At 73.4% G+C, this 19,271-nt stretch carries 20 protein-coding genes; 10 read left to right on the forward strand and 10 right to left on the reverse strand.

The genetic code is table 11. From position 1 onward, the window contains the following. Positions 1–28: 28 nt before the first annotated feature. Positions 29–1,396 carry a DUF1254 domain-containing protein gene (locus ACWC9T_RS07860; RefSeq protein WP_449820176.1) on the reverse strand — a complete coding sequence of 456 codons (1,368 nt, stop codon included), beginning with the start codon at positions 1,394–1,396 and terminating at the stop codon, positions 29–31. A gap of 490 nt (positions 1,397–1,886) precedes the next feature. Here ACWC9T_RS07860 and ACWC9T_RS07865 point away from each other — a divergent pair, with 490 nt between their 5' ends. Both ACWC9T_RS07865 and ACWC9T_RS07870 read left to right on the forward strand, forming a co-directional pair. Further along, positions 1,887–2,141, forward strand: a complete 255-nt coding sequence (locus tag ACWC9T_RS07865) for a hypothetical protein (protein ID WP_449820177.1) — start codon at positions 1,887–1,889, stop codon at positions 2,139–2,141. Further along, the gene (locus ACWC9T_RS07870; RefSeq protein WP_449820178.1) at positions 2,138–3,157 is read left to right on the forward strand and encodes a 1-phosphofructokinase family hexose kinase; all 1,020 of its coding nucleotides are present in this window, start codon (positions 2,138–2,140) and stop codon (positions 3,155–3,157) included. Before ACWC9T_RS07865 ends, ACWC9T_RS07870 begins: the two co-directional genes overlap by 4 nt. A gap of 153 nt (positions 3,158–3,310) precedes the next feature. Here ACWC9T_RS07870 and ACWC9T_RS07875 read toward each other — a convergent pair whose 3' ends face one another. From ACWC9T_RS07875 to ACWC9T_RS07885, 3 genes are read right to left on the reverse strand one after another with little or no spacing between them, the layout of a single operon-like run. Beyond that, positions 3,311–4,414, reverse strand: a complete 1,104-nt coding sequence (locus ACWC9T_RS07875) for a baeRF2 domain-containing protein (protein ID WP_449820179.1) — start codon at positions 4,412–4,414, stop codon at positions 3,311–3,313. A 20-nt stretch (positions 4,415–4,434) separates the two neighbouring features. Continuing rightward, a complete protein-coding gene (locus ACWC9T_RS07880; RefSeq protein ID WP_449820180.1) occupies positions 4,435–4,671 on the reverse strand; it encodes a hypothetical protein in 237 nt (78 codons plus the stop codon). A 28-nt stretch (positions 4,672–4,699) separates the two neighbouring features. Continuing rightward, a complete protein-coding gene (locus tag ACWC9T_RS07885; RefSeq protein ID WP_449820181.1) occupies positions 4,700–5,503 on the reverse strand; it encodes a ribosome hibernation promotion factor in 804 nt (267 codons plus the stop codon). Positions 5,504–6,116: 613 nt separating this feature from the next. Between ACWC9T_RS07885 and ACWC9T_RS07890 the strand changes: the two genes are divergently transcribed. Further along, positions 6,117–6,524, forward strand: coding sequence for an archease (locus ACWC9T_RS07890; RefSeq protein ID WP_449820182.1), 408 nt, complete (start codon positions 6,117–6,119; stop codon positions 6,522–6,524). Between the two features lie 208 nt (positions 6,525–6,732). Here the strand turns inward: ACWC9T_RS07890 and ACWC9T_RS07895 are convergent, their stop codons facing one another. Further along, complete coding sequence (locus ACWC9T_RS07895) at positions 6,733–7,293, reverse strand: Rv1733c family protein (protein ID WP_449820183.1); 561 nt, start codon at positions 7,291–7,293, stop codon at positions 6,733–6,735. 394 nt (positions 7,294–7,687) lie between these two features. On the opposite strand from ACWC9T_RS07895, the gene ACWC9T_RS07900 reads away from it, so the two are divergent. Further along, positions 7,688–8,221 carry a CBS domain-containing protein gene (locus tag ACWC9T_RS07900; protein ID WP_449820184.1) on the forward strand — a complete coding sequence of 178 codons (534 nt, stop codon included), beginning with the start codon at positions 7,688–7,690 and terminating at the stop codon, positions 8,219–8,221. A 383-nt stretch (positions 8,222–8,604) separates the two neighbouring features. Here ACWC9T_RS07900 and ACWC9T_RS07905 read toward each other — a convergent pair whose 3' ends face one another. Together ACWC9T_RS07905 and ACWC9T_RS07910 are read right to left on the reverse strand one after the other, a co-directional pair. Beyond that, on the reverse strand, positions 8,605–9,324 hold the full coding sequence (locus tag ACWC9T_RS07905; protein ID WP_449820185.1) for a CBS domain-containing protein: 720 nt from the start codon (positions 9,322–9,324) through the stop codon (positions 8,605–8,607). Between the two features lie 36 nt (positions 9,325–9,360). Then, positions 9,361–10,227 (reverse strand): universal stress protein, encoded by an 867-nt coding sequence (locus ACWC9T_RS07910; RefSeq protein ID WP_449820186.1) that lies wholly within the window; start codon positions 10,225–10,227, stop codon positions 9,361–9,363. Between the two features lie 604 nt (positions 10,228–10,831). Between ACWC9T_RS07910 and ACWC9T_RS07915 the strand changes: the two genes are divergently transcribed. After that, positions 10,832–12,184, forward strand: coding sequence for a phosphoribosyltransferase family protein (locus ACWC9T_RS07915; RefSeq protein ID WP_449820187.1), 1,353 nt, complete (start codon positions 10,832–10,834; stop codon positions 12,182–12,184). Positions 12,185–12,574: 390 nt separating this feature from the next. Here ACWC9T_RS07915 and ACWC9T_RS07920 read toward each other — a convergent pair whose 3' ends face one another. Next, on the reverse strand, positions 12,575–12,940 hold the full coding sequence (locus ACWC9T_RS07920) for a DUF1540 domain-containing protein (RefSeq protein WP_449820188.1): 366 nt from the start codon (positions 12,938–12,940) through the stop codon (positions 12,575–12,577). A 239-nt stretch (positions 12,941–13,179) separates the two neighbouring features. On the opposite strand from ACWC9T_RS07920, the gene ACWC9T_RS07925 reads away from it, so the two are divergent. From ACWC9T_RS07925 to ACWC9T_RS07945, 5 genes are all read left to right on the forward strand, one after another. Next, a complete protein-coding gene (locus ACWC9T_RS07925; RefSeq protein WP_449820189.1) occupies positions 13,180–14,421 on the forward strand; it encodes a glycosyltransferase family 4 protein in 1,242 nt (413 codons plus the stop codon). Then, the gene (locus ACWC9T_RS07930; protein WP_449820190.1) at positions 14,418–15,614 is read left to right on the forward strand and encodes a glycosyltransferase; all 1,197 of its coding nucleotides are present in this window, start codon (positions 14,418–14,420) and stop codon (positions 15,612–15,614) included. The genes ACWC9T_RS07925 and ACWC9T_RS07930 overlap by 4 nt, the downstream gene beginning before the upstream one ends. Beyond that, positions 15,589–16,473, forward strand: coding sequence for an SGNH/GDSL hydrolase family protein (locus ACWC9T_RS07935; protein ID WP_449820191.1), 885 nt, complete (start codon positions 15,589–15,591; stop codon positions 16,471–16,473). The genes ACWC9T_RS07930 and ACWC9T_RS07935 overlap by 26 nt, the downstream gene beginning before the upstream one ends. Positions 16,474–16,712: 239 nt before the next feature. Further along, on the forward strand, positions 16,713–17,861 hold the full coding sequence (locus tag ACWC9T_RS07940; protein ID WP_449820192.1) for an NUDIX hydrolase: 1,149 nt from the start codon (positions 16,713–16,715) through the stop codon (positions 17,859–17,861). A 10-nt stretch (positions 17,862–17,871) separates the two neighbouring features. Then, a complete protein-coding gene (locus ACWC9T_RS07945; protein ID WP_449820193.1) occupies positions 17,872–18,285 on the forward strand; it encodes a DUF6188 family protein in 414 nt (137 codons plus the stop codon). Between the two features lie 34 nt (positions 18,286–18,319). Here the strand turns inward: ACWC9T_RS07945 and ACWC9T_RS07950 are convergent, their stop codons facing one another. Beyond that, on the reverse strand, positions 18,320–18,694 hold the full coding sequence (locus ACWC9T_RS07950; RefSeq protein ID WP_449820194.1) for a hypothetical protein: 375 nt from the start codon (positions 18,692–18,694) through the stop codon (positions 18,320–18,322). Positions 18,695–18,806: 112 nt separating this feature from the next. Continuing rightward, a complete protein-coding gene (locus ACWC9T_RS07955) occupies positions 18,807–19,202 on the reverse strand; it encodes a roadblock/LC7 domain-containing protein (RefSeq protein WP_449820195.1) in 396 nt (131 codons plus the stop codon). Positions 19,203–19,271 lie beyond the last annotated feature (69 nt).

The raw sequence follows: 19,271 nt of genomic DNA on the forward strand, positions 1-19,271 counted from the left end.
GCCCGGCGGATCTCCGGTCCGGGCGCCCTCAGGGGAGGCGCGTGATCGGCGGACAGGACCAGTGCGCGTCGATGACCTCGGCACGCGGCAGGTACATGCGCAGGACGACGAACCAGGTGTCCTGCGGCGGTATCGGCAGCCAGTTGGCCTCCCGGCCGGGGCCGGGCGAGTCGGGACGCATGGAGATGGTCAGGCCGCCAGCGAGGTCGGTGGCCAGCCCGGGGGTGCGGTCGCCGATCGAGTAGCGGTCGATCGGGTTGTTGATCAGGTTCCGGTTCTCGTCGTAGGCGGTGAGGGACCAGAACGCGTCGACCGGGGGCAGGCGGCCCGGTTCGAAACGGATCTCGTAGCGGCCGGTGGACAGTCTCTCGCCTGCGGCGTCGTGGAAGGCGACCAGGTAGATCGCTTCGTCGAGATCGTTGGCGGCGACACCGAAGAGGGCCTGCTCGGCGGCACGCTTGAGGAAGTCGTCCCCGAAGTGGCCCATCTGCGGGGGCGGGTAACGCCAGCCGTTGATCGTCTTGGCCCAGTCACCGCTGAGCAGTTGCTGTTCGAGCATGGGCAGGCCGGAGGCAGCGGCCGCGACCAGGCCCTCCTTGACCGATTCGGGCTGGGACTCGACGTCCAGGCCGGGCCCGACACCGAGCTGCGCGAACTGTCTCAGCAGGAGTTCGTGGTGCTCCGGAGGAGGGTTCTCGGCGAGCATCGCGTTCAGCGTCTTCCACGCCCCGAGCGGATCCTGCGCCGGATCGACGGGTTCCAGCACGTCGCGGCGCTCCGGCAGTGTGGCGTTCTCCTTGCCGAACAGCTGGAGTGGAGTCAGTCGGTACTGGTCCTGCAGCGCGTGGACCGCGGGCAAGTCGTGCTCACCTTCGATGAGGGTACGGCCGAGGACGATGATCCAGGGGCTGGCGGCCGTCGCGGTGCGGCGCACTCCCTCGGGCAGCTTCCCCTGCCAGCCCGGGCCGATGAGGGCGAAGTCACCCGCCCGGGTTCCCGTCGCGCGCCTGCCGACGTAGTCGTAGTTGTCCGAGGTGATGGCCACCAGTTCGAAAGTGAAGTAGCGGTCGCCCATCTCCGGGTGGGAGAGGATGACGGGGCCCTCGCTCAGGTCGACCCAGGCAGCCGAGTAGAGAGTGTCGTTGTTGGGGGCCCGGCCTTCTCGGTCGGAGTCGTCGAAGAGCTTGCGGGCGTGCCAGAAGTGGTTGACCGCGGAATGCGGGGTCAAGTCCGTTTCGGGCTTCCGGGTGGTCACCCAGTCGTGGCGGAGCCGGGCGTTGTAAATGTACGGAAAGCCGTAGACGAAGGCCTGTTCTCCGAGGGTGTAGGCGTATTCGTGGCGCCAGTCGTGACGCAGTTGCTGTGCGGGGCTGCTGCTCGTGGCCGTGGTCGCCATGACCGCGCTCCTCTCCTCTGGTTGAGTTGAGCAGCACGGCGTCTCACCACACCGTGGGCTGGTAGAACCAGGCCCCATGGTCGACAGGCCGCGTCGTACGCCGTGCTTTCCCGGGCACCTGGCGAGTGCTCCATACGGGTGAACCTACTTCTTCGAGTAGATCACCGGGCCCCGAGCTCGGCAACCGAGCTCGGCGGTCCGGCCCGCTCCGTCTGCCGGCAGCCGACAGCCGACAGCCGACGCAAGCACGGACACTCGACGTCGCCGCACCGGCCAACAGGGTCCACCAGCTCCGGCTCAGAAGGTAGAGCCCACTGAACACCGCCCAAGCAGCGACGGAACCGAGCCGCCCGATGCTGCGCGCTGCCAATCACCCCGGTTCACGGGCCAGAGCACGCCTTGCCGACAACGGGAGCGCACGCCAGATCGCGCGATCCCGGCTCGCGCACCAGTATGGAAGGCATGTCCGGCCTGAGTGAGGAGGTTGGAGATGGCTGGCGATCTGCTGCACGGACGCCTGCGCCGGTGGTCCTCGTTCCCGCGCCCGGTCGGCAGCCCGCCGACGCGTATCGGCATCGCGGCGAACCTCCGGGCATCCATCGTCGACCTCACGCTGACCACCATCAACGTCACCGACGGCCTGCTGAAAGTCACGGCCGAGTACGACGGCGGGTGGGCCGGCGCCGAGCAGTCGGGACGCCAGGCGGGGCCTGTGGTGACAACGACCGCGGGGCCACTGCGATGAGCGTCGCCGAAGTACCGGATCAGCCCGCGGCGGGGAGCCACGGGAGCAGTTCGCCGCCGGGGACCACACCCCCGGTCCTCACCCTCACGCTGAACCCTACGGTCGACATCTGCTGCGACGTCGACCACCTGGTGGACATCGGCAAGACCCGCGCCCGGGTCAGGTACGTGGCCGCTGGCGGCGGAGGGATAAACGTCGCCCGCGGCGTGGCGCGGTTCGGGGGGCGGGCGACCGCCGTCCACACCGCCGGCCAGGAGATCGGCCAGCGCCTGAACCGGCTGCTGGACGAGGAGGGCATCGACCACCTCGCCCTCGGGATCGCGGGTGAAACCCGCGAAGCGTTCGTGCTGTTCGAGACCGAGTCACGCCGCAGTTACCACATCGTGCCGCGCGGCCCGCGACTCGACGACGAGGAGGCACGGCGCTGTCTGGACCTGCTGGAGCGGGCAGCGGGCGCCCACCGGTACGTCGTGGCCAGCGGCAGTCTGCCCGACGGCCTTCCTGACGACTTCTACACGGCCGTCGCCCGCCGGATCAGGGGAGCCGGCTCCAGACTGCTACTGGACACCTCAGGACCGGCCCTGCGCGAGTCACTGCACGAGGCCGTATACCTGCGCAGATGCAACCGCAGCGAAGCCGCCTACCTCGTCGGCCGGGCCGTGCGGGGCTTCGACGACGCCCGAGCCGTCAACGAGCAGCTGCTCGCCGCCGGAGCAGCCGAGGTCGCCATCACCACCCTCGGGGAACTCGGAGCGCTGTGCTCGACCGGTCAGGGGCACATGGAGCTGCATGCGCCGCCACTGCCCGGAGAGCCCCTCAGCGACGCCGGGGCCGGGGACGGCATGATCGCCGCAATCGTCACCCGGTTGGCCGAAGGCGACGATCCGGTCGACGCCTGCGCGCTCGGGGTGGCCGCAGCTGCCGCATCGATGCTCACCCCCGGCACCGAACCGTTCGATCGGGAGGTGGCCGAGTCCCTCTGCCCCGCGGTGCGGATCACCCGGCTTGGCGGCTGATGACCCCGCCTGCCGAGACCCGTTCCCCAGCGGGTCGGCGGTCCGTCCGCCGAGGCCGGGAGCCCTGCGCACCCGCCGCCCGAATCTGCGGACCGCCGTCCCGGGCCGTTCGCGCCCAGGCTGGGTCGCGCTCGTCCGGCCCTTGCGTCGAGGTCACCCGGCGGCGTCGGGATACCGCAGAACGGCTCCCAGACCGTCGGGCAGAGGGAGTTCGTCATGGGGAACGACGACGAGTTCCGCACCGGTGCCGACGACTGCGCGGATCAGCGCCGCATCGGCCGGTTCCTCCCAGCTGGACTCGACCCCCAGGTTCCTCAACTCCGCGTGGCTGATGGCGATCTGCTTCGGCGCCATGCCGACCCACAGCCGCTGGTGCAGGTCGAACGGGTCGTTGATCAGGACGGCCTCGGCCTGGCCCTGACGCAGCGCGGCGATCGTGTCCGCGAGCCCCTCGGCAGTGCCGCTGCCGCGGGCACGGCGGGCCAGGAACCGCTCCACGCAGGCGTGGTCGCGGGCGGACAGCTGGCCGCGGAAGAGATAGCGGAGTTCCTCCTCCAGCAGCGCGCGCTCGGGTTCGGCGTTCAGACCCCCGCTGCTGTCGATACCGACGAGTCGCGGTCGCAGGCGCTTGGGCAGTTCGCGCGCGATGGTGTTGCGGGCGCGGTGATCGCCGGACAGCACGATCGCCTCGGCCTCGCTGCGATCGGCCAGGTCGGCGATCCGGCCGGCGACCTCGACGGCGGTCTGCCGCCACTCGGCTGCCGGGACCTGTCGTCGGGTGCGGTGTTCGGGCGCCACGCGGGCGGTGGGCCAGCGCCCGGGCTGGACGGTGACCTCGACCTCGGCCTCCGCCACGCGGGCACCCGGCGGCTGGGAGACCCGGTGGACGGCCGTGGCCACGTACGGGATGTCCGGGGCGTGTTGAAAGGCGAGCGGCATCGCGTCGGGGACCATGGTGAGCCGGGCGGTGTCGCGTGCGGGAGGCTCGGGCAGTTCCTCAGCGAGGGCGAGGCGCCCGTGGGCGGCGAAGACCGCCTGGCCGTGCCGGCCCGGGAGGTCGCAGTCGGTGCCGACGACCTGGGCGACCGCCCCGGTGGTGGCCATGTCGGCTCCCTGGGCGACCAGTTGGGCCTCCAAGTGGTGACGGCACAGCTCGATGGCGCGGTCGGGGTCGTCGAGGTCGCGCGAGGTGTCGACGTAGGCGCAGGCGTAGGGGCCCGGCCGCGCGTACAGCGGGGCGAGGAAGGTCAGTTTCATGGTTGGTACCTGAGTGGCGCCTAGAGTCCTTGGGAGAGCAGGAGTTCGTGGGCGAGGCGGGCCGCGCGGGCGGGGCGCTCGGGGTCGGGCTCCTGGTCGGGGATCTCCTCCATGCCCTGGACGAGGGCGCGGATCGCCTGGCCGAGGGCCTGGACCTGGGCTTCCAGCAGCTCGACGCGTTCGACGGCGCTCTCGACGTCCCGGCCGGTCGGGTGGAGGGCTACGTCCGGCTGGCTGGCGGGTGTGTCGGGTTTCATCGTGGGCTCCTCGTGGGTGGCGGTCGGGCTATTCGGAGGGTGTGATCAGGCCGTAGTGGCCGTCGTAGCGGTGGTAGAGGACGTTGCCCCGTCCGGTGAGCTCGTCGGTGTAGAAGACGAAGGGCTGGCCGAGGGTGTCCATGCGCCGCTTCGCCTCGTCGGAGGTCATCCGGGGCGCGGCGACGGGGCTGACGGTCAACGGCACGGCTGTGGTACCGAGTTGCCCGGGGTGGGGCTGGACCTGGGCGAGCCGGTAGCCGGTGGACGCGGTGCGGTAGAGGACGCTGTCCTCGCCGGTGTTGATCTCGGTGAACAGGTGGAAGCCGTAGTCCATGGTGTCCATCTCGAAGGCGGCCTCGTCGACGCTCTCGCGGGCCAGCGAGAAGGACTTGTGCCGGATGATGTCGCGCTCCTCGGGCGGGCGTGGGAAGTAGTCGGGCCGGTGGGCGGGTTCGTCACCGTGTCGCCACTCGTGCTCACCGGCCTTCGGCACGCCGCCGCGCCTGGACTCCCAATGCCGGCGCAGCCTGGCCAGTTGCAGGGCGAGGCGGTCGCGCAGCAGGTCGATCGCCTCGGACATGGACTCGGCGGCCACGTGCGCCCGGGCGGCGCGGCCGTTGACGTCCAGATTGGCCTGGGCGATGAACGGTCTCTCGGTGGCGGGGTTGTGCATCCGGGTGAGCCGGACGCGGACGGACAGGACGGGCTCGCGGACCCCGTCGAGGAGGGTGAGGACCTTGGTGCGGGCGAGGTCCGCCGCGCCGGGCGGGAGGTCGCTCTGGGCTTCGATCTCGACTTCGGGTGTCTGGCTGGCCACTGGTTCGGTTGCCATCGGAGTTCCTTTGTTCGTGGCCGTGGTCGTACGGGCGTCAGGTGTGGCGGGTCAGGCCGCCGATCCCCTGCGCCGGCGCGCCGGGTGTACGTGAGCCGGGCCTGGTCGACGGCCCATCGCAGCGCCTGCCGGGAGACCGCCGAACCGTCACCCCCGCCACGATGCGGCGCACCCTCCGGTCCTCATCGGCCACGATGGACCTCGTTGCCTTTCCCACAACACCACCGTGCCCAGCCCACCCGCCCCGGTCCAAGGTCCGGTCGCCTCCACCGGATGGGGCCACCCGGCCCTGCCGCGCTCGGGAACGTGCCCGGGCCGAACCGTCGGCGGGCCACGGTCCAGCGCGGCTCCAGTGGCTCGGAGCCGCTGTGCTGTGCGCAGTCGTGTGGCCGTATGTCGACTGTCGACCTCAGGGCCGTGACTGCGGGGTGCTGCACCGGCCGCCGGGCCGCAGCCACGATCGTGCCGTCTCCACCGACGGCGCCCGCACGGATTGCCCGCGGTGCTGCTCGGGATGAGCCTGGAAGGGCGAGGCGGTATGAGGCCGCGGATCGGAATGAGGGAGCTGTCGGTTGTGACCGGGCGGCGGGGTTCACGGAGCGGTCATCGGGCCGTGGCGCACACGGCGGACACACGGGTGGAGGCGTGGGCACCGACGGTGGAGGGTTGCATCCGCGAGGCGGTGCACGCGGTGGTCGAGGGCCTCGCCGACATCTCCGGGGCACAGTCGGCCGGGGAGCGCGTGTGCGCGGTCACGGCGGACAGCGACGAGGATCTGCTGGTGTCCGTCCTGGAGGAGGTCATCTACCGGATGGACGTCGACGGCGAGATCCCCCTCGACACGGAGGTGGACACGATCCGTGACACGGGGGACGGCCGGGCCGTGTCGGTCCGCTTCACGATGACGGACGCCGACACCGCCGAACAGATCGGGGCGGTGCCCAAGGCCGTCTCGCTGAACGGCCTCCACCTGACCGGCGGCCCCGAGGGCTGGACCTGCCAGGTGACGCTCGACGTCTGAACACGATGGGCAAGCGGGGCGGAAGGGGCGGCCTGGTGCCCGGCGACCAGCGGTGTTGTCGGCCGTGCACCATGCGATCGTGTTCCGCGAGAAGCGGACGGAGTCCTCCTTCTCTTCGCTTTTCCGGGTGTTCTCCCCACCCCCGCTGATGGGATACCCGTCCCGGCCGGGACGGCAAGGGTTCGGGATCGTCGGCCACCCGACTCGCTCAGTTGGGGAGCCGCTTGGACCAGCGGGGTTCGACCTGGCTCCACTCCGTGTCCCACTGGGCGTAGCGGTGGTGGTCCAGCGCTCGGACCGAGCCCTTCCAGGCGGCCAGGCACAGGAGTGAGACGGTTCCGGCGGTCATGGCGGCGGTTGTCCAGGCGGCTGCGGCGGCCTGGCTGCGGGTGATGGGCGCGGAGGTGACCGCGTCCTGGTGGTCGACCCACAGCGGGACGGGGGTTCCGCCGGACTCTCCGGGCCACACGTAAACGGTGGTGGCGCGGGTCGTGCCATCGGACGCCGTCCAGGCGGCGGTTGCAGGGACCTTGCTGTAGTCGTTGTTCGAAGGGACGGGCGCGTCGGTGGTCAGGTGAGCGGTGACGGGGTGCCGGGCTGAGGACTGGACCTGCCCGGTGTGCATCTGGGCCCGGTAGGTCAGCAGGCCGGCACTGGCGGCGGCCGGAAGGCCGACGACCACGACGGCGAGCAGGATGCGGGCGAGCCACCACTGGATGCGGTCCGAGGTCCGCCGTACCGGGTTGTGCCGGTTCGGGTGCGTGGACATGGCGTCCGCCTCCCACCGTTCCTGAGGCATCGGCTGAGCTGTCTTCCATCCTTGACGCCGGAACCGCGCCGGTCATGGTCCAGGAGGCCCACTTCGCACCGGAGACCGGCCCTGAACGGACAGGGGCCGAAGACACGGACGGGACCCGCGCCCTGCACCAATGGGACCGGCGGTCCCTTACCCATGAGGCCGGCTGGCGAGTGAACCTTGGATACATGGTGACGACCAGAAGACGCTGAATCGGGCCGTCTGGATCTTGCGCACCGCATCCGTACCGCAGCGTCGAGCCCGGCAGGAGCGCTTCCAGGGGAGTGTCGAGACGTACCGGGTGCTGCCGGCCCCCGACACGCGGGGCGGGTTCGCCGTATACCGCCACAAGGGATGGAGGTTGTCCATGGAACCGCCGACCCGCACGGAGAGGCCGCCGGCCGAACGGCCGGTGGCCGAGGTGATGTGCACCGTGCTGTATGCCGTCACCGAGGACGAGAGCGTGCTGGTGGCCTGGGAAGTGCTGGAACGCTCCGGGTACCGGCACCTACCGGTCGTGCGCGCAGACGGCCGCTGCACGGGGCTGCTGGACCGGGCCGACCTCGCGGTCGCCTGCGCCACACCGGCCACCGCGCTGACGCGCTCGACCGTACGGGAGCTGTCTCAGGGCCGCCGCCCCTCTCAAGTCCACCCTGACGACACGGTGAACCGGGCGGCAGTCGTCCTCAGCCTGGCCGGCGTCGACGCACTGGTCGTGGCCGACGAGCGGGGGCGGCTGGTGGGCTTGGTGACGGCCTGTGACCTGGTCGCCGCGTTCGCCGACCGACAGCCGGACCGCTGGACGGTTACGGCCGAGGCCTCTACGCCGTCCGCCAGGCCGCACCTTCGGCTGCCCGGCCTTCCGCCGCGCCGGGAGGAGCGCCGAACCGGGGTGCCCTGAGCCCGGAGCACCGAACCGTCCCATCCCATGAGCGCCGAGTCGGTGCGTGGCCGACGGACGTGTGCGCCGCGGCTATGCTCGTCCGTCTTCCGGCGGGATGCGCACGTGGGCGGGTGTGTAGGTGCGGCCCTCGCTCCCCCATTCGCCCCACGGTGGCTGGTGGCCGCCGTCGATCGCACGCAGGGTGGGGCGGCCTATGTGGGCGAACACCAGACGCCGCCGCGGAAGCGGATCGGCCCCAGCCGCCGGCCTCGGCGAACTGGCGCCCACGCCCAGCAGCGTCAGGCGTAGGCCCTGTCCGCGCGGCCTGCGGGCGGAGGATGTCAGCATCGCCGTGCCTGCCCGACCGGCGTGGCGGTCCGGGGCAGGGGTACCGCGCGCGGTCACTTCGGGTGGGTGGCCGCGGAGTGCGGTCCGGGCATGCCGCGTGTCACGGCGTCGCCGAGGTCGATGTGGCTGTCGTCGGACGTGTGGTGGAGCGTCTGGTGGACGGCCACGACTCCGTCGACGCCGCGGCACAGGCGCTCGATGATGGGGACGAGGCTCTTGCGTTCGACCGTGCCGGTCAGGGTGACGACGCCGTTGTCGACGGTGACGTCGACGGCGTCCGGCGGGAGCCAGAGCGTGTGGTCGAGGATGTCCTCGACGATCTCCTTCCGCAGCATGTCGTCCGGGCGCAGGAACGGCCGCAGCAGGTCGCGGCGGCTGAGGATCCCGACCAGGCGGCCGTCGCGGTCGGTCACCGGCAGGTGCTTGACGCTGCGGCGGTCCATCAGCCGGGCGGCCTCCACCAGGGTCCATTGGGGCCGTGCCGTGACGGCCGGGCTGCTCATCAGGGTGTCGGCGTTCTCGGCCTCGGCGCGGGACCTGCCGTGGGGAGGGAGCCGACGCGCCTCGGGGCGGCCGGGGGCGCCCGGTCTGCGGGCCTGCGCGCGGATGAGGTCGGCCTCGGAGACGATGCCGACCGGACGGTCGGCGGCGTCGACGACCGGGACGGCGCTGATGTCGTTCCGGTCGAGCAGGTCGGCGATCTCCTTGAAAGCGGTGTCACGGTGCGCGACGACCACCTCCCGGGTCATCACGTCCTGGACGGTGCGGTGCATGGTCTTCGTTCCTTCTCCGGCACGGGCGCCGCCGGCTCAGTCATGGGGGATGACTGCGAGCGGGCAGGGCGCGTGGTGGATGGCAGCCTGGGTGACAGGACCGATCCGGGGTGCCAGGGTGGTTCGGTACCCGCCGCGGCCGACCACGAGCAGGCGGGCTCCGGTGGCTGCGTCGACGACGGCCCGGGCGGGGCTGTCGTGGCTGAGCCGCTCCACCACGTCCACGGCCGGGAACTTCTCCCGCCAGGGGCGCAGCGTCGCGCTCAGTTCGTGGCGGTCGGCCTGCTGGACGGTCTCGTCGGGCGAGCCCTGCCAGGTGGTCAGGGACGGGCGGCGGCTGGTGGCGTGGACGGCCAGCAGTGAGGTGTGCCGTCGGTCGGCGGCGTCGAAGGCGACCTCCAGGACGCGGTCGTAGCCGGAACGCTGGCTCACGGCGACGGCGACCGGCCCGGACTGCGCGGCCGGGGTCAGGGTGCCGTCGGGGTGGTCGTGGGCGCGGACGAGCACGACCGGGTGCTCGGAGCGGGCGACGGTGTACAGGGCGAGCGAGCCGATCAGGTAGCCCGTGCCGGTGCCGATGCCCTGTGAGCCGAGTACCAGCAGTGGCGCGTCACCCGCGGCGGACAGCAGGGCGGCGGGAGTGGCGGCGGGCAGCAGTTCGGTGGTGAAGGAAACGTCCGGGCAGTGCTCGCGCAGCTCGCTCTCCGCGTCCCGGAGGATGCGCTGTCCCACAGCGGTCCCTGCTCCCTCGCTCGGGACTTGCGGCACCGCGACGGGGCTGAGCAGCCACAGGTGCAGCAGCCGTACGGGCAGTCCGCGCAGTTGGGCCTCGCGGGCCGCCCAGCGGGCGGCGGACAGGCTTTCGGGGGAGCCGTCGAGGCCCACGGTGATCTCCGGTCGCATGAGAATTCGCCTCCTACTGCGGGGTGCCCGGGCCGACGAGGCAGTTGGGACGGGCGGCCGGACCGGCCCTGTGCCCGCCGAGACTCGACCGGCTGCTTCTCATCGTGGCCCTGCGGAGCCGTCCCGGCATGGGCCGGTGGGCCCATACCGGGATGTGGACCTCGCCCGGGTCGGCTCCGAGCCGACGAAGGTGTCCGACCCGGGTGGCCTGTCCCACGGTTCAGCGGTGGGCTTCAGACCGGCGACAGGCTGGCCGGCTTCCCCGACCGCCACTGACGCGCCGGTTCGGGCGGGCGCGACAGGCGGCTCGGGCGGCACGACGACGGGAAGGTGGGCGTGTGGACGATCTGTTCGGCGAATCCGAATGCTCCGAGGGCGTGCGGTCGCCGGTTCGCCCGCCTCCTTTCATGCTCCTCCGCCACTGCTGCGGCGGCACGTCCGTCCCCGGCGCACCGGGTGCGTCCGGGAGTCGACGGACGGCGGCGGCACCTCGACTCGGTCGCTCGCGCACGTCCGGCGGAAGGAGGATCGTGGGGAGTGGGCGGGCTGCCCGGCGCGGAGCCCGGGCTCGCCGTGGTCCCCCGTATCCGGAGGAGGGCGGGTCATGTACTTCGTCGACCGTGTGGACGCGGGACGTCGCCTGGCTGAGCGGGTCAGGCACCTCGGGGGCGGGAACGTGATCGTCCTCGGACTTCCCCGTGGCGGCGTTCCGGTGGCGGCCGAGGTCGCGAAGGTGCTGCACGCACCGCTGGACGTGATCGTGGTGCGCAAGCTCGGCGTGCCGTTCCAGCCGGAACTGGGCATGGGCGCGATCGGCGAGGGCGGGGTGCGCATCGTCAACGAGGCGGTGATAGGCGCGACGCGGACCTCCGAGGAGGACCTGGCCGCGGTGGAGGCGCGGGAACGGGTCGAGCTGGACCGCAGGGCACGGCGGTACCGCGGTGACCGGCCCCGCTCCGAGCTCGCCGGCCGTACGGCGGTCGTGGTGGACGACGGGATCGCGACCGGTTCGACCGCTCTCGCGGCGTGCCTGATCGCCAGGAACCAGGGCGCGGCCCGGGTGGTGCTCGCCGTCCCCGTCGCCCCGCCGGGCTGGACCCGCAGGCTGGCGGACGCCGCGGACGAGCTGGTGGCCCTGTCGACGCCCGGGGAGTTCTACGGGATCGGTCAGTTCTACGAGGACTTCGCGCAGACCACCGACGCCGAGGTGATCGCCTGCCTGGACGAGGCCGCCGTCCGGCTGGGCGGTGGCCGGCCGCCCGACCCCGCTTCGCGGCTTCCCGTTCGGTCCGTTTCGGCGAGGGCCGACGATCCGGAAGTCGTCGTGGACGCCGGGCCGGTGCAGCTCGGCGGGCAGCTGACCGTACCCGAGGGGGCGGCGGGGATCGTGGTGTTCGCCCACGGCAGCGGCAGCAGTCGGCACAGCCCGCGCAACCGGTTCGTCGCGGGCGAGCTGAACCGGGCGGGCCTTGCCACCCTGCTGTTCGACCTGCTCACCGAGGAGGAGGCGTTCGACCGGGCGAACGTCTTCGACACCGCGCTGCTCGCCCGCCGCCTGACCGACGCCACCCGCTGGCTGCGCGGCCGCGATGACGTGGGCGGGCTCACGGTCGGCTACTTCGGCGCCAGCACCGGAGCCGCCGCGGCGCTGTGGGCGGCCGCGGAGCCGGACTCCACGGCCCGGGCGGTCGTCTCCCGCGGCGGGCGGCCCGACCTCGCAGGCCCCCGCCTGCCCGCCGTCACCGCACCCACCCTGCTCATCGTCGGCGGCGACGACCACGTGGTCCTCGACCTCAACCAGCAGGCCCAGGCCCGGCTGCACTGCGAGAACCAGCTCGCCGTCATCCCGGGCGCCACCCACCTGTTCGAGGAACCCGGCACGCTCGAAGAGGCCGCGGACCTGGCCGCGCAGTGGTTCACCGACCACCTCGCCCCGGCGTCGGACCCTGCGCGCTGAGGCCTGCGCCCCGAGGCCGACCCCGACCGAGGGCGTCGGGTGGGAGATCAGCACCAGCACGAACCCGCCGACGTACACCTCGCGGACGGACCCGGCCAGGTGCCCGGCCGGGGCGAAACCGTTGACGGCCAGTCGGGCCGGAGCGGGCAGAACCGCGGGTCGGCCCGGGGGGAGCTGGCGGAGCGGACCGGACGTCCACCGGTGTCCGGACCGATCCGCTCGAAGTCGGCGTCCGGGACGATCCCGGTCAGCACCTCCTGGAGGAGGGCCAGGGCCTGGTCGTGATTCACAGTCCGGCCCGGCGGGGACGGATCTCGGTGTGCTCTCCTGTGTGGGCGTCGGCGATTCGCAACGGCGCGTCCCTTTGACTCGGGCAAGGCGTGGCGCCGGTCAGGCGGGTGCGTACGTCAGGCAGTCGATGTCGCTCTGGTGGAACCCGACCGTGATGCCGGTGGCGCGGCACTCAAGGCCGACGTTGTGGCGGCAGTCCGACATCTTGCACGCACCGACCCTGCCGTTGGCGGAGGGGTCGCCGCCCTTCGGCGGGGCCTGCAGGTAGGTGTCGCAGTGCGCGTGGCGGGCGTCGCCGACGGTGATGGCCAGGGCGTGGCAGGCGAGACCCTGGTTGTAGGCGCAGCCTTCGACCGCGCATCCGGTGATGACGGGCATTTCCATGGCGAGGTCCTTCGGTCGTGGCTTGCCCATGTGGCGCCAGCCGGTGGCCGGCATGGGCACGCGGTCCTTCCGTTCGAGCATGGGCAGTGGCGTGGTCGGCGGCCACTGGCGTTAGCCCGGCAGGAGCCACGCTCTGCGGCGGGTCGGCCTGAGCTTGACCAGGGCCTGTCTCTCCGTGGCTTCGGCGGACCCTGCAAGGACCCGAGAGACAGGCCCTGGCGCTGAACACCCGGGTCGGTGGTGCAAATCGCCGACCCGCGTTCGCTTGTACGACAGATCCCTTTGGCCGGGAGCATGCCGGGCACGGACAGAACGCTGGCATGCGCGTCGTCATCGTCACCGAATCCTTCCCGCCCGAGGTCAACGGAGTCGCCCACAGCGTGCTGCGGACGGCCGAGCACCTGGTCCGCCGGGGCCACCAGCCCCTCGTCGTCACCCCCGCGCCGGCGCGGGGCGCCCAGTGCCCGCCGCAGACCTTCGGCACCGAGGCCGCGGAGCGGATCCCCGTGGTGCGGATCCCCTCGATGCCACTGCCGGGCTACCCGCAGGTGCGGATCGCACTGCCGAGCCGGCGGCTGACGGCCGCCGTCGCCGGGCACCGGCCGGACATCGTGCACCTGGCCAGCCCGTTCGTGCTGGGCGCGCGCGGGATGCAGGTCGCGGCGCGGCTCGGAGTGCCCGCCGTCGCCGTGTACCAGACCGACCTGGCCGGCTACGCGCACGCCTACCGGGCCGGGCGGGGGCTCGGGGAGGCCGCGGCCTGGCGGCGGATCCGGGCCGTGCACCGGGCGGCCGCCCGCACCCTGGCGCCGTCCACCCCGGCCGCACAGGACCTGACCGCGCACGGGGTGCCCCGGGTGCAGCTGTGGCCGCGCGGGGTGGACTCGGTGCGCTTCCACCCCTGGCACCGGGACGAGGCGCTGCACCGGGTGCTCGCACCGGGCGGGGAGGTGCTGGTCGGGTACGTCGGGCGGCTGGCGCCGGAGAAGCGGGTGGACCTGCTGGCGGTGGCCTCCACCCTGCCCGGGGTGCGGGTGGTGGTGGTCGGGGACGGGCCCTCGGCGCCGGAACTGAAGGCCTCCATGCCCGGTGCGGTGTTCCTCGGCCGCCGCACCGGCGAGGAGCTGGCGCGCTGTTTCGCGACGCTGGACGTGTTCGTGCACACCGGCCCGCTGGAGACCTTCTGCCAGACCATCCAGGAGGCGATGGCCAGCGGCGTGCCGGTGATCGGCCCGGCGGCCGGCGGCCCGCTGGACCTGGTCGCCCACCACCGCACCGGCCTGCTGGTGCCGACCCGGGACGGCGCGGCGGTGGCCCGGGCGGTGGCCGAGCTGGCCGCCGACCCGGCCCGGCGGGCCGCGTACGGGAAGGCCGGGCGGGCCGAGGTGACCGCCCGGACCTGGGAGGCGGTCGGGGACCTGCTGCTGCGGCACTACGACGAGGTGCTCGCCGAGCACCGGGGGCTGCCGCTGCGGGCCGCTTCCCCAGTCTCGGAGTCGGGCCCGGCCTCGGCCCCGACGGCGCCGGTGGTGCCCGTGCTGCCGGAGGAGCTGCCGGCATGACCGACCTGCCCCGCTCCGACGGGTTGACCATCGTCCGGCTGGCCAACTTCGTCACCCCGGTCTCGGGCGGCCTGCGCACCGCGCTGCGCCACCTCGGCGCCGGGTACCGGGCGGCCGGGCACCGGGCGGTGCTGATCGTGCCCGGCGAGCGGCGCTCGGTGGAGGAGACCGAGCAGGGCCTGGTGGTCACCCTGCCCGGCCCGGTGCTGCCGGCCAGCGGCGGCTACCGGCTGCTCACCGACCGGCGGGCGGTGGAAGCCGAGCTGACCCGGCTCAGCCCCGACCGGCTGGAGGTATCCGACCGGACGACCCTGCGCTGGACCGGCGGCTGGGCCCGGCGGCACGGCGTCCGCTCGGTGATGGTCTCGCACGAGAGCGCCACCGGGGTGCTGCGCACCTGGGGCCTGCCCGGTCCGCTGGCCTCGGCGGCCGCCGCCCGGCTGAACGCGGCCACCGCCCGCGCCTACGACTCGGTGCTCTGCACCACCGACTGGGCGGCGGCGGAGTTCCGCCGGATCGGTGTCCCCAACCTGGTCCGGGCCCCGCTCGGAGTGGACCTGACGGCTCTGCGGCCGCTGCCGCCGACCGTACGGGCCGAGGAACGGGCCCGGTACGCGGCGCCGGAGGACGTGCTGCTGGTGCTCTGCTCGCGGCTGTCGGCGGAGAAACGGCCCGAGCGGGCGGTCGAGGCGCTGGCCCGGCTGCGGGCGCTGGGGCTGCCCGCCGTCCTGGTGGTGGCCGGGACCGGGCCGCTGCGGGAGCGGCTGGCCGCCCGGGCGGCCCGGCTCCGGCTGCCGGTGCGCTTCCTCGGGCACCTGGGCCGACGCGAGGCGCTGGCCCGACTGCTGGGCTGCGCGGACGTGGTGCTGGCGCCCGGGCCGGTGGAGACCTTCGGGCTGGCCGCGATGGAGGCGCTGGCCTGCGGCACCCCGGTCGCGGTCAGCCGTTCCTCCGCGCTGCCCGGGCTGATCGGGCTCGCCGGGGTGGCGGCGGTCGACACCGGATCCGGATTCGCCCTTGCCGTCAGGGAGTTGCTCGGGCGACCGGAGGAGGTGCGGCGGGCCGCCGCCCGGGCGCAGGCCGAACGGTACGGCTGGCCGGCCGCGGTGGCGGCCTTCCTGGCGGCCCACGGGATACGGAACTCGGGAGCGATGGACGGGGGTTGGGATGAGCCTGCTGGACGCCGGGCCTGACCGGGCGGCGGAGGAGCGGCCGGCGACGGGCGAGCTGCTGCGCTTCGTCGCGCTCGGGGACTCGCTCACGGAGGGGATCGGGGACCAGGTCGACGAGGAGTGGCGTGGCTGGGCCGCCGTGCTGGCGCACTCGCTGGCGCCCGGCGGCCGGAAGGTCGAGTTCACCAACCTGGCGTACAGCGGGGCGCTGACAGCCGACCTGACGACTAGTCAGCTTCCGGCGGCGCTGGCACGGCAACCGCAGCTCGCCGCAGTGGTGGTCGGCGGAAACGACACCCTGCGGGCGGGCTTCGACATCCGGCGCACCACCCTGGAGCTGGACGCCACCATGGGTGAACTCTCCGCCCACGGCGCCGCGCTGCTGACCGCCTGCCTGCCCGATCCCGGCACCCTGCTGCGGCTCCCGGCCCCGCTGGCCCGCCCGCTGGCGCGGCGGATGCGGGCGGTCAACACCGTGGTGCACGCGCTCACCGCGCGGCACCGGGCGGTGCACCTGCACATCGCCGAACTGCCTTGGTGCGCACAGCGCCGGCTGCTGAGCGTGGACCGCCTCCACCCCAGCGCCGAGGGGCACCACCTGATCGCCCGCCGATTCCACGACCTCCTCACCGAGACCGGCCACCCGCTCGGCCCGCCGCCCGCCGCCGAGGCGGCCGAACCCCCGCCGGGCCCGGCCGCCGACCTGTGGTGGATGGCCACCAAGGGCACCCGCTGGGTCGTCGCCCGCAGCACCGACCTGCTGCCGGGCCTGCTCGCCCTGGCGGCGGCCGAGGGCCTCGCCCGGTTGCGCGGGGCGAGCGGGCGGCACGACGAGCAGATGGCCCGGGCGGCGGCCCAGGCGCTGGCCTCGCTGGGGTGAGTCGTCAGCCCTCGGCGTGCGGCTGGATGCCGTCGAGGAGGCCTGGTGTTCGGCGCGAACGGGGAGTTCCGCGAGAGCGCGGAGCCGGTGTGGGACGAGGGACGGGTGAAGCGGTGATCGAAGCGGGGGTTCCGGGGGAACCATGACTGCGGTCGGGGGTGTCGTCCCCGGGTGGAGCAGCGTGCTGGAACAGCTGCAGGAACAGCGCGGCGGAGGGATCTGGGGTGGAGGGATCTGGGGTGGAAGCGTCTGGTGGGCCGGGCCGGGGGATCCTCGCGGCGGCGGGGGTGCTGTTCCCGGACGGGGACGGGCGGGTGCTGGTGGTGCGGCTGCCGTACGACCGGAAGCATCCGGTGGCGATTCCGGGTGGCGGCTGGGAGCCGACCGACCGCTCGCCGAGGGAGACCGCCGTACGCGAGATCGCCGAGGAGCTCGGGTTCACGCCCCGGTTGGGTCCGCTGGCCTGCGTCGACTGGGCGATGTCCCGGACCCGGCCACCGATCGTGGCGTACCTGTACTGGGGTGAGCCGCTGACGGCGGCGCAGGTGGCGGCGATCCGGCCGGACGCGGCGGAGGTCGGCGGATGGGTCTGCCTGACGACGGAGGAGGCGGGGCATGCGCTGCCGCCCCGGCTGTCACGGCGGGTGACGGCCTGTCTGCGGGCGCCGCGAGCGGCCGGGCCGCTGGAACTGGAGGACAGCCGGCCGGCCGGGCACACGCTTCGGGAGCTGCCCGCCGACGGGCCGGTGCCTGAGTACACCGGGCTGGCCGCCGCGCCCGGCTTGGGACCGGCGGACGTGGGGGTGACGCAGGAGCAGCGGCCGGAGCCGCCGATGGACCGGGACACCTACTACGCCACCCGGCCGCGGATCCGGGCGAAGGCGCGGGCGCTGTTCACCGACGGTGACGGGCGGGTGCTGCTGGTACGGCTGCGGCCCTGGGACGGGCCGCGCGGGCAGGAGCCGCACTGGACGCTGCCGGGTGGCGGCGTCGAGGCGGACCGGGAAGGACCCCGGGCCGCGGCGCGGCGGGAGATCCGCGAGGAACTGGGCTGGGAGGTCGAGCCCGGGCGGCTGCTGGTGCTGGACTGGCAGCCGGGGACGGCCGCCGACCCGGGGGCCGACCCGGCGACCGGTCGGGACACCGCCGTACTGGTGTACGTGTTCGACGGCGGCACGGTGACGGAGGAGCTGCTCGGCTCGATCGCGCTGCAGGAGCAGGAGTTGGTGGAGTGGCGGCTCTGCGACCCGGCCGAGGCGCGGGCGCTGCTGACCGGGCCGTCCTGGGACCGTACGGCCGCCGCGCTGGCCGCCCTGGCACGGGCGGGCGGCGGGCCGGTCGAGCTGGTGCGGGGGCGATCGGTCGGCCAGGAGGTGGCCGGTGGGTGACACTGGGGGCGTGCGGAAGAGAATGCGGAACGGGATCAGTGAGGTGCTGACCGGTCGGCGGGTGGCGGCGGTCAACGGCGGCGGACGGCTCGACCTGCGGCTCGACGGCCCGGTGACCGTCCGGGTGGCGCACGAGTTCCGCTTCGCGGCGCCGTCCTTCGCCGCGCCGGAGGAGGTCGAGCACTTCTTCCCGGCGCTGACCTTCCGTCCGACCCCCACCCTGCTGGCGCTGGTCGGCCGGACCGTCGACACCGCCCGGATCACCCTGGCGGGCGGCCTGGAGCTGGGCTTCGCCGAGGGCGGGGCACTGTCCGTCGCGCCGCATGCGCTGCTCGCGCCGTGGAGCGTGCTGACCGCCGAGGGGACGGTGTGCGCGGGGCTGCCGGGCGGCGAGGTGCGATGGACGGAGCCCGGCGGCGCGTGAGCCGCCGCCGGGGCCTCGTCCTTCACGGACGGTCTCAGACCTCCAGGTCGGCCTCGATCTTGGTGAGCTGGTGGCGGGCCATCGCCAGGTTGGCACGCCCCTTGTCCAGCGCGAGGTAGAGGAACAGGCCCTTGCCGGTGCGGCCGGTGAGCGGGCGGATCAGGTGGTACTGGCTGGACAGGGTGATCAGGATGTCCTCGATGCCGTCCTGGAGGCCCAGCATGTCCATGGTGCGCATCTTGGCGCGGACCACGTCGGTGTTCCCGGCCGCGGCGACGTTGAGGTCCAGGCCACCGGGGCCGTCGAGGGTGGCGAGCGCCATGCCGCTGTTGTAGTCGACCAGGGCCGCGCCGATGGCGCCCTCGATGACGGTCATGGCCTGCTTGAGCGCGCCGGCTGCGTCGGTCATTTTTTCAACTCCTGTTGGTTGCGGGTTGGTGGATTGGTGGGTTTGGTGAGTTGGTCGGTCTCGGGTGGTCGGTCGGTCGATCTTGGGCGATCGGTCGGTTCGGCGGTCGGGGTCAGACCGCGTCGCGTGGGTCCTTGGGCACCAGGGCGTCGTTGAGCAGTCCGGAGATGCGCCGGGCGCAGCGGCGGGCCTCCAGGTGGAGCCGGCCGACGTTGACGTCCGGGTGCGCCAGCAGGGTCAGCACGCAGCTGCCGCCGGCCGCGTAGGTGGCGACGTAGCCGTGCTCGCCGCGCACCAGTGACTCGCGGAAGTCCCCCTGACCGGTGGTGTCGGCGAGCCGTTGGGCCAGCGAGAGCGAGGCCGCCGTCATCGCGGCCAGGCCGGAGGGTTCGGTCCCGTGGGTGTCGTGCGCGACCAGCAGGCCGTCCACGCTGGCCACCAGGCCGCCCGCGAGGTGCGGGACGCGCCGCTTGACGGCGCGGAGTTCGGCGAGCAGCTCGGTCTCCAAGGCGATCAGTTGTCTCCTTCCGACACGCTGCTTGAGCGCCCGCCTCATGGCCGGTACGGCGGGGTCGCG

Source organism: Kitasatospora sp. NPDC001159 (assembly GCF_053598235.1).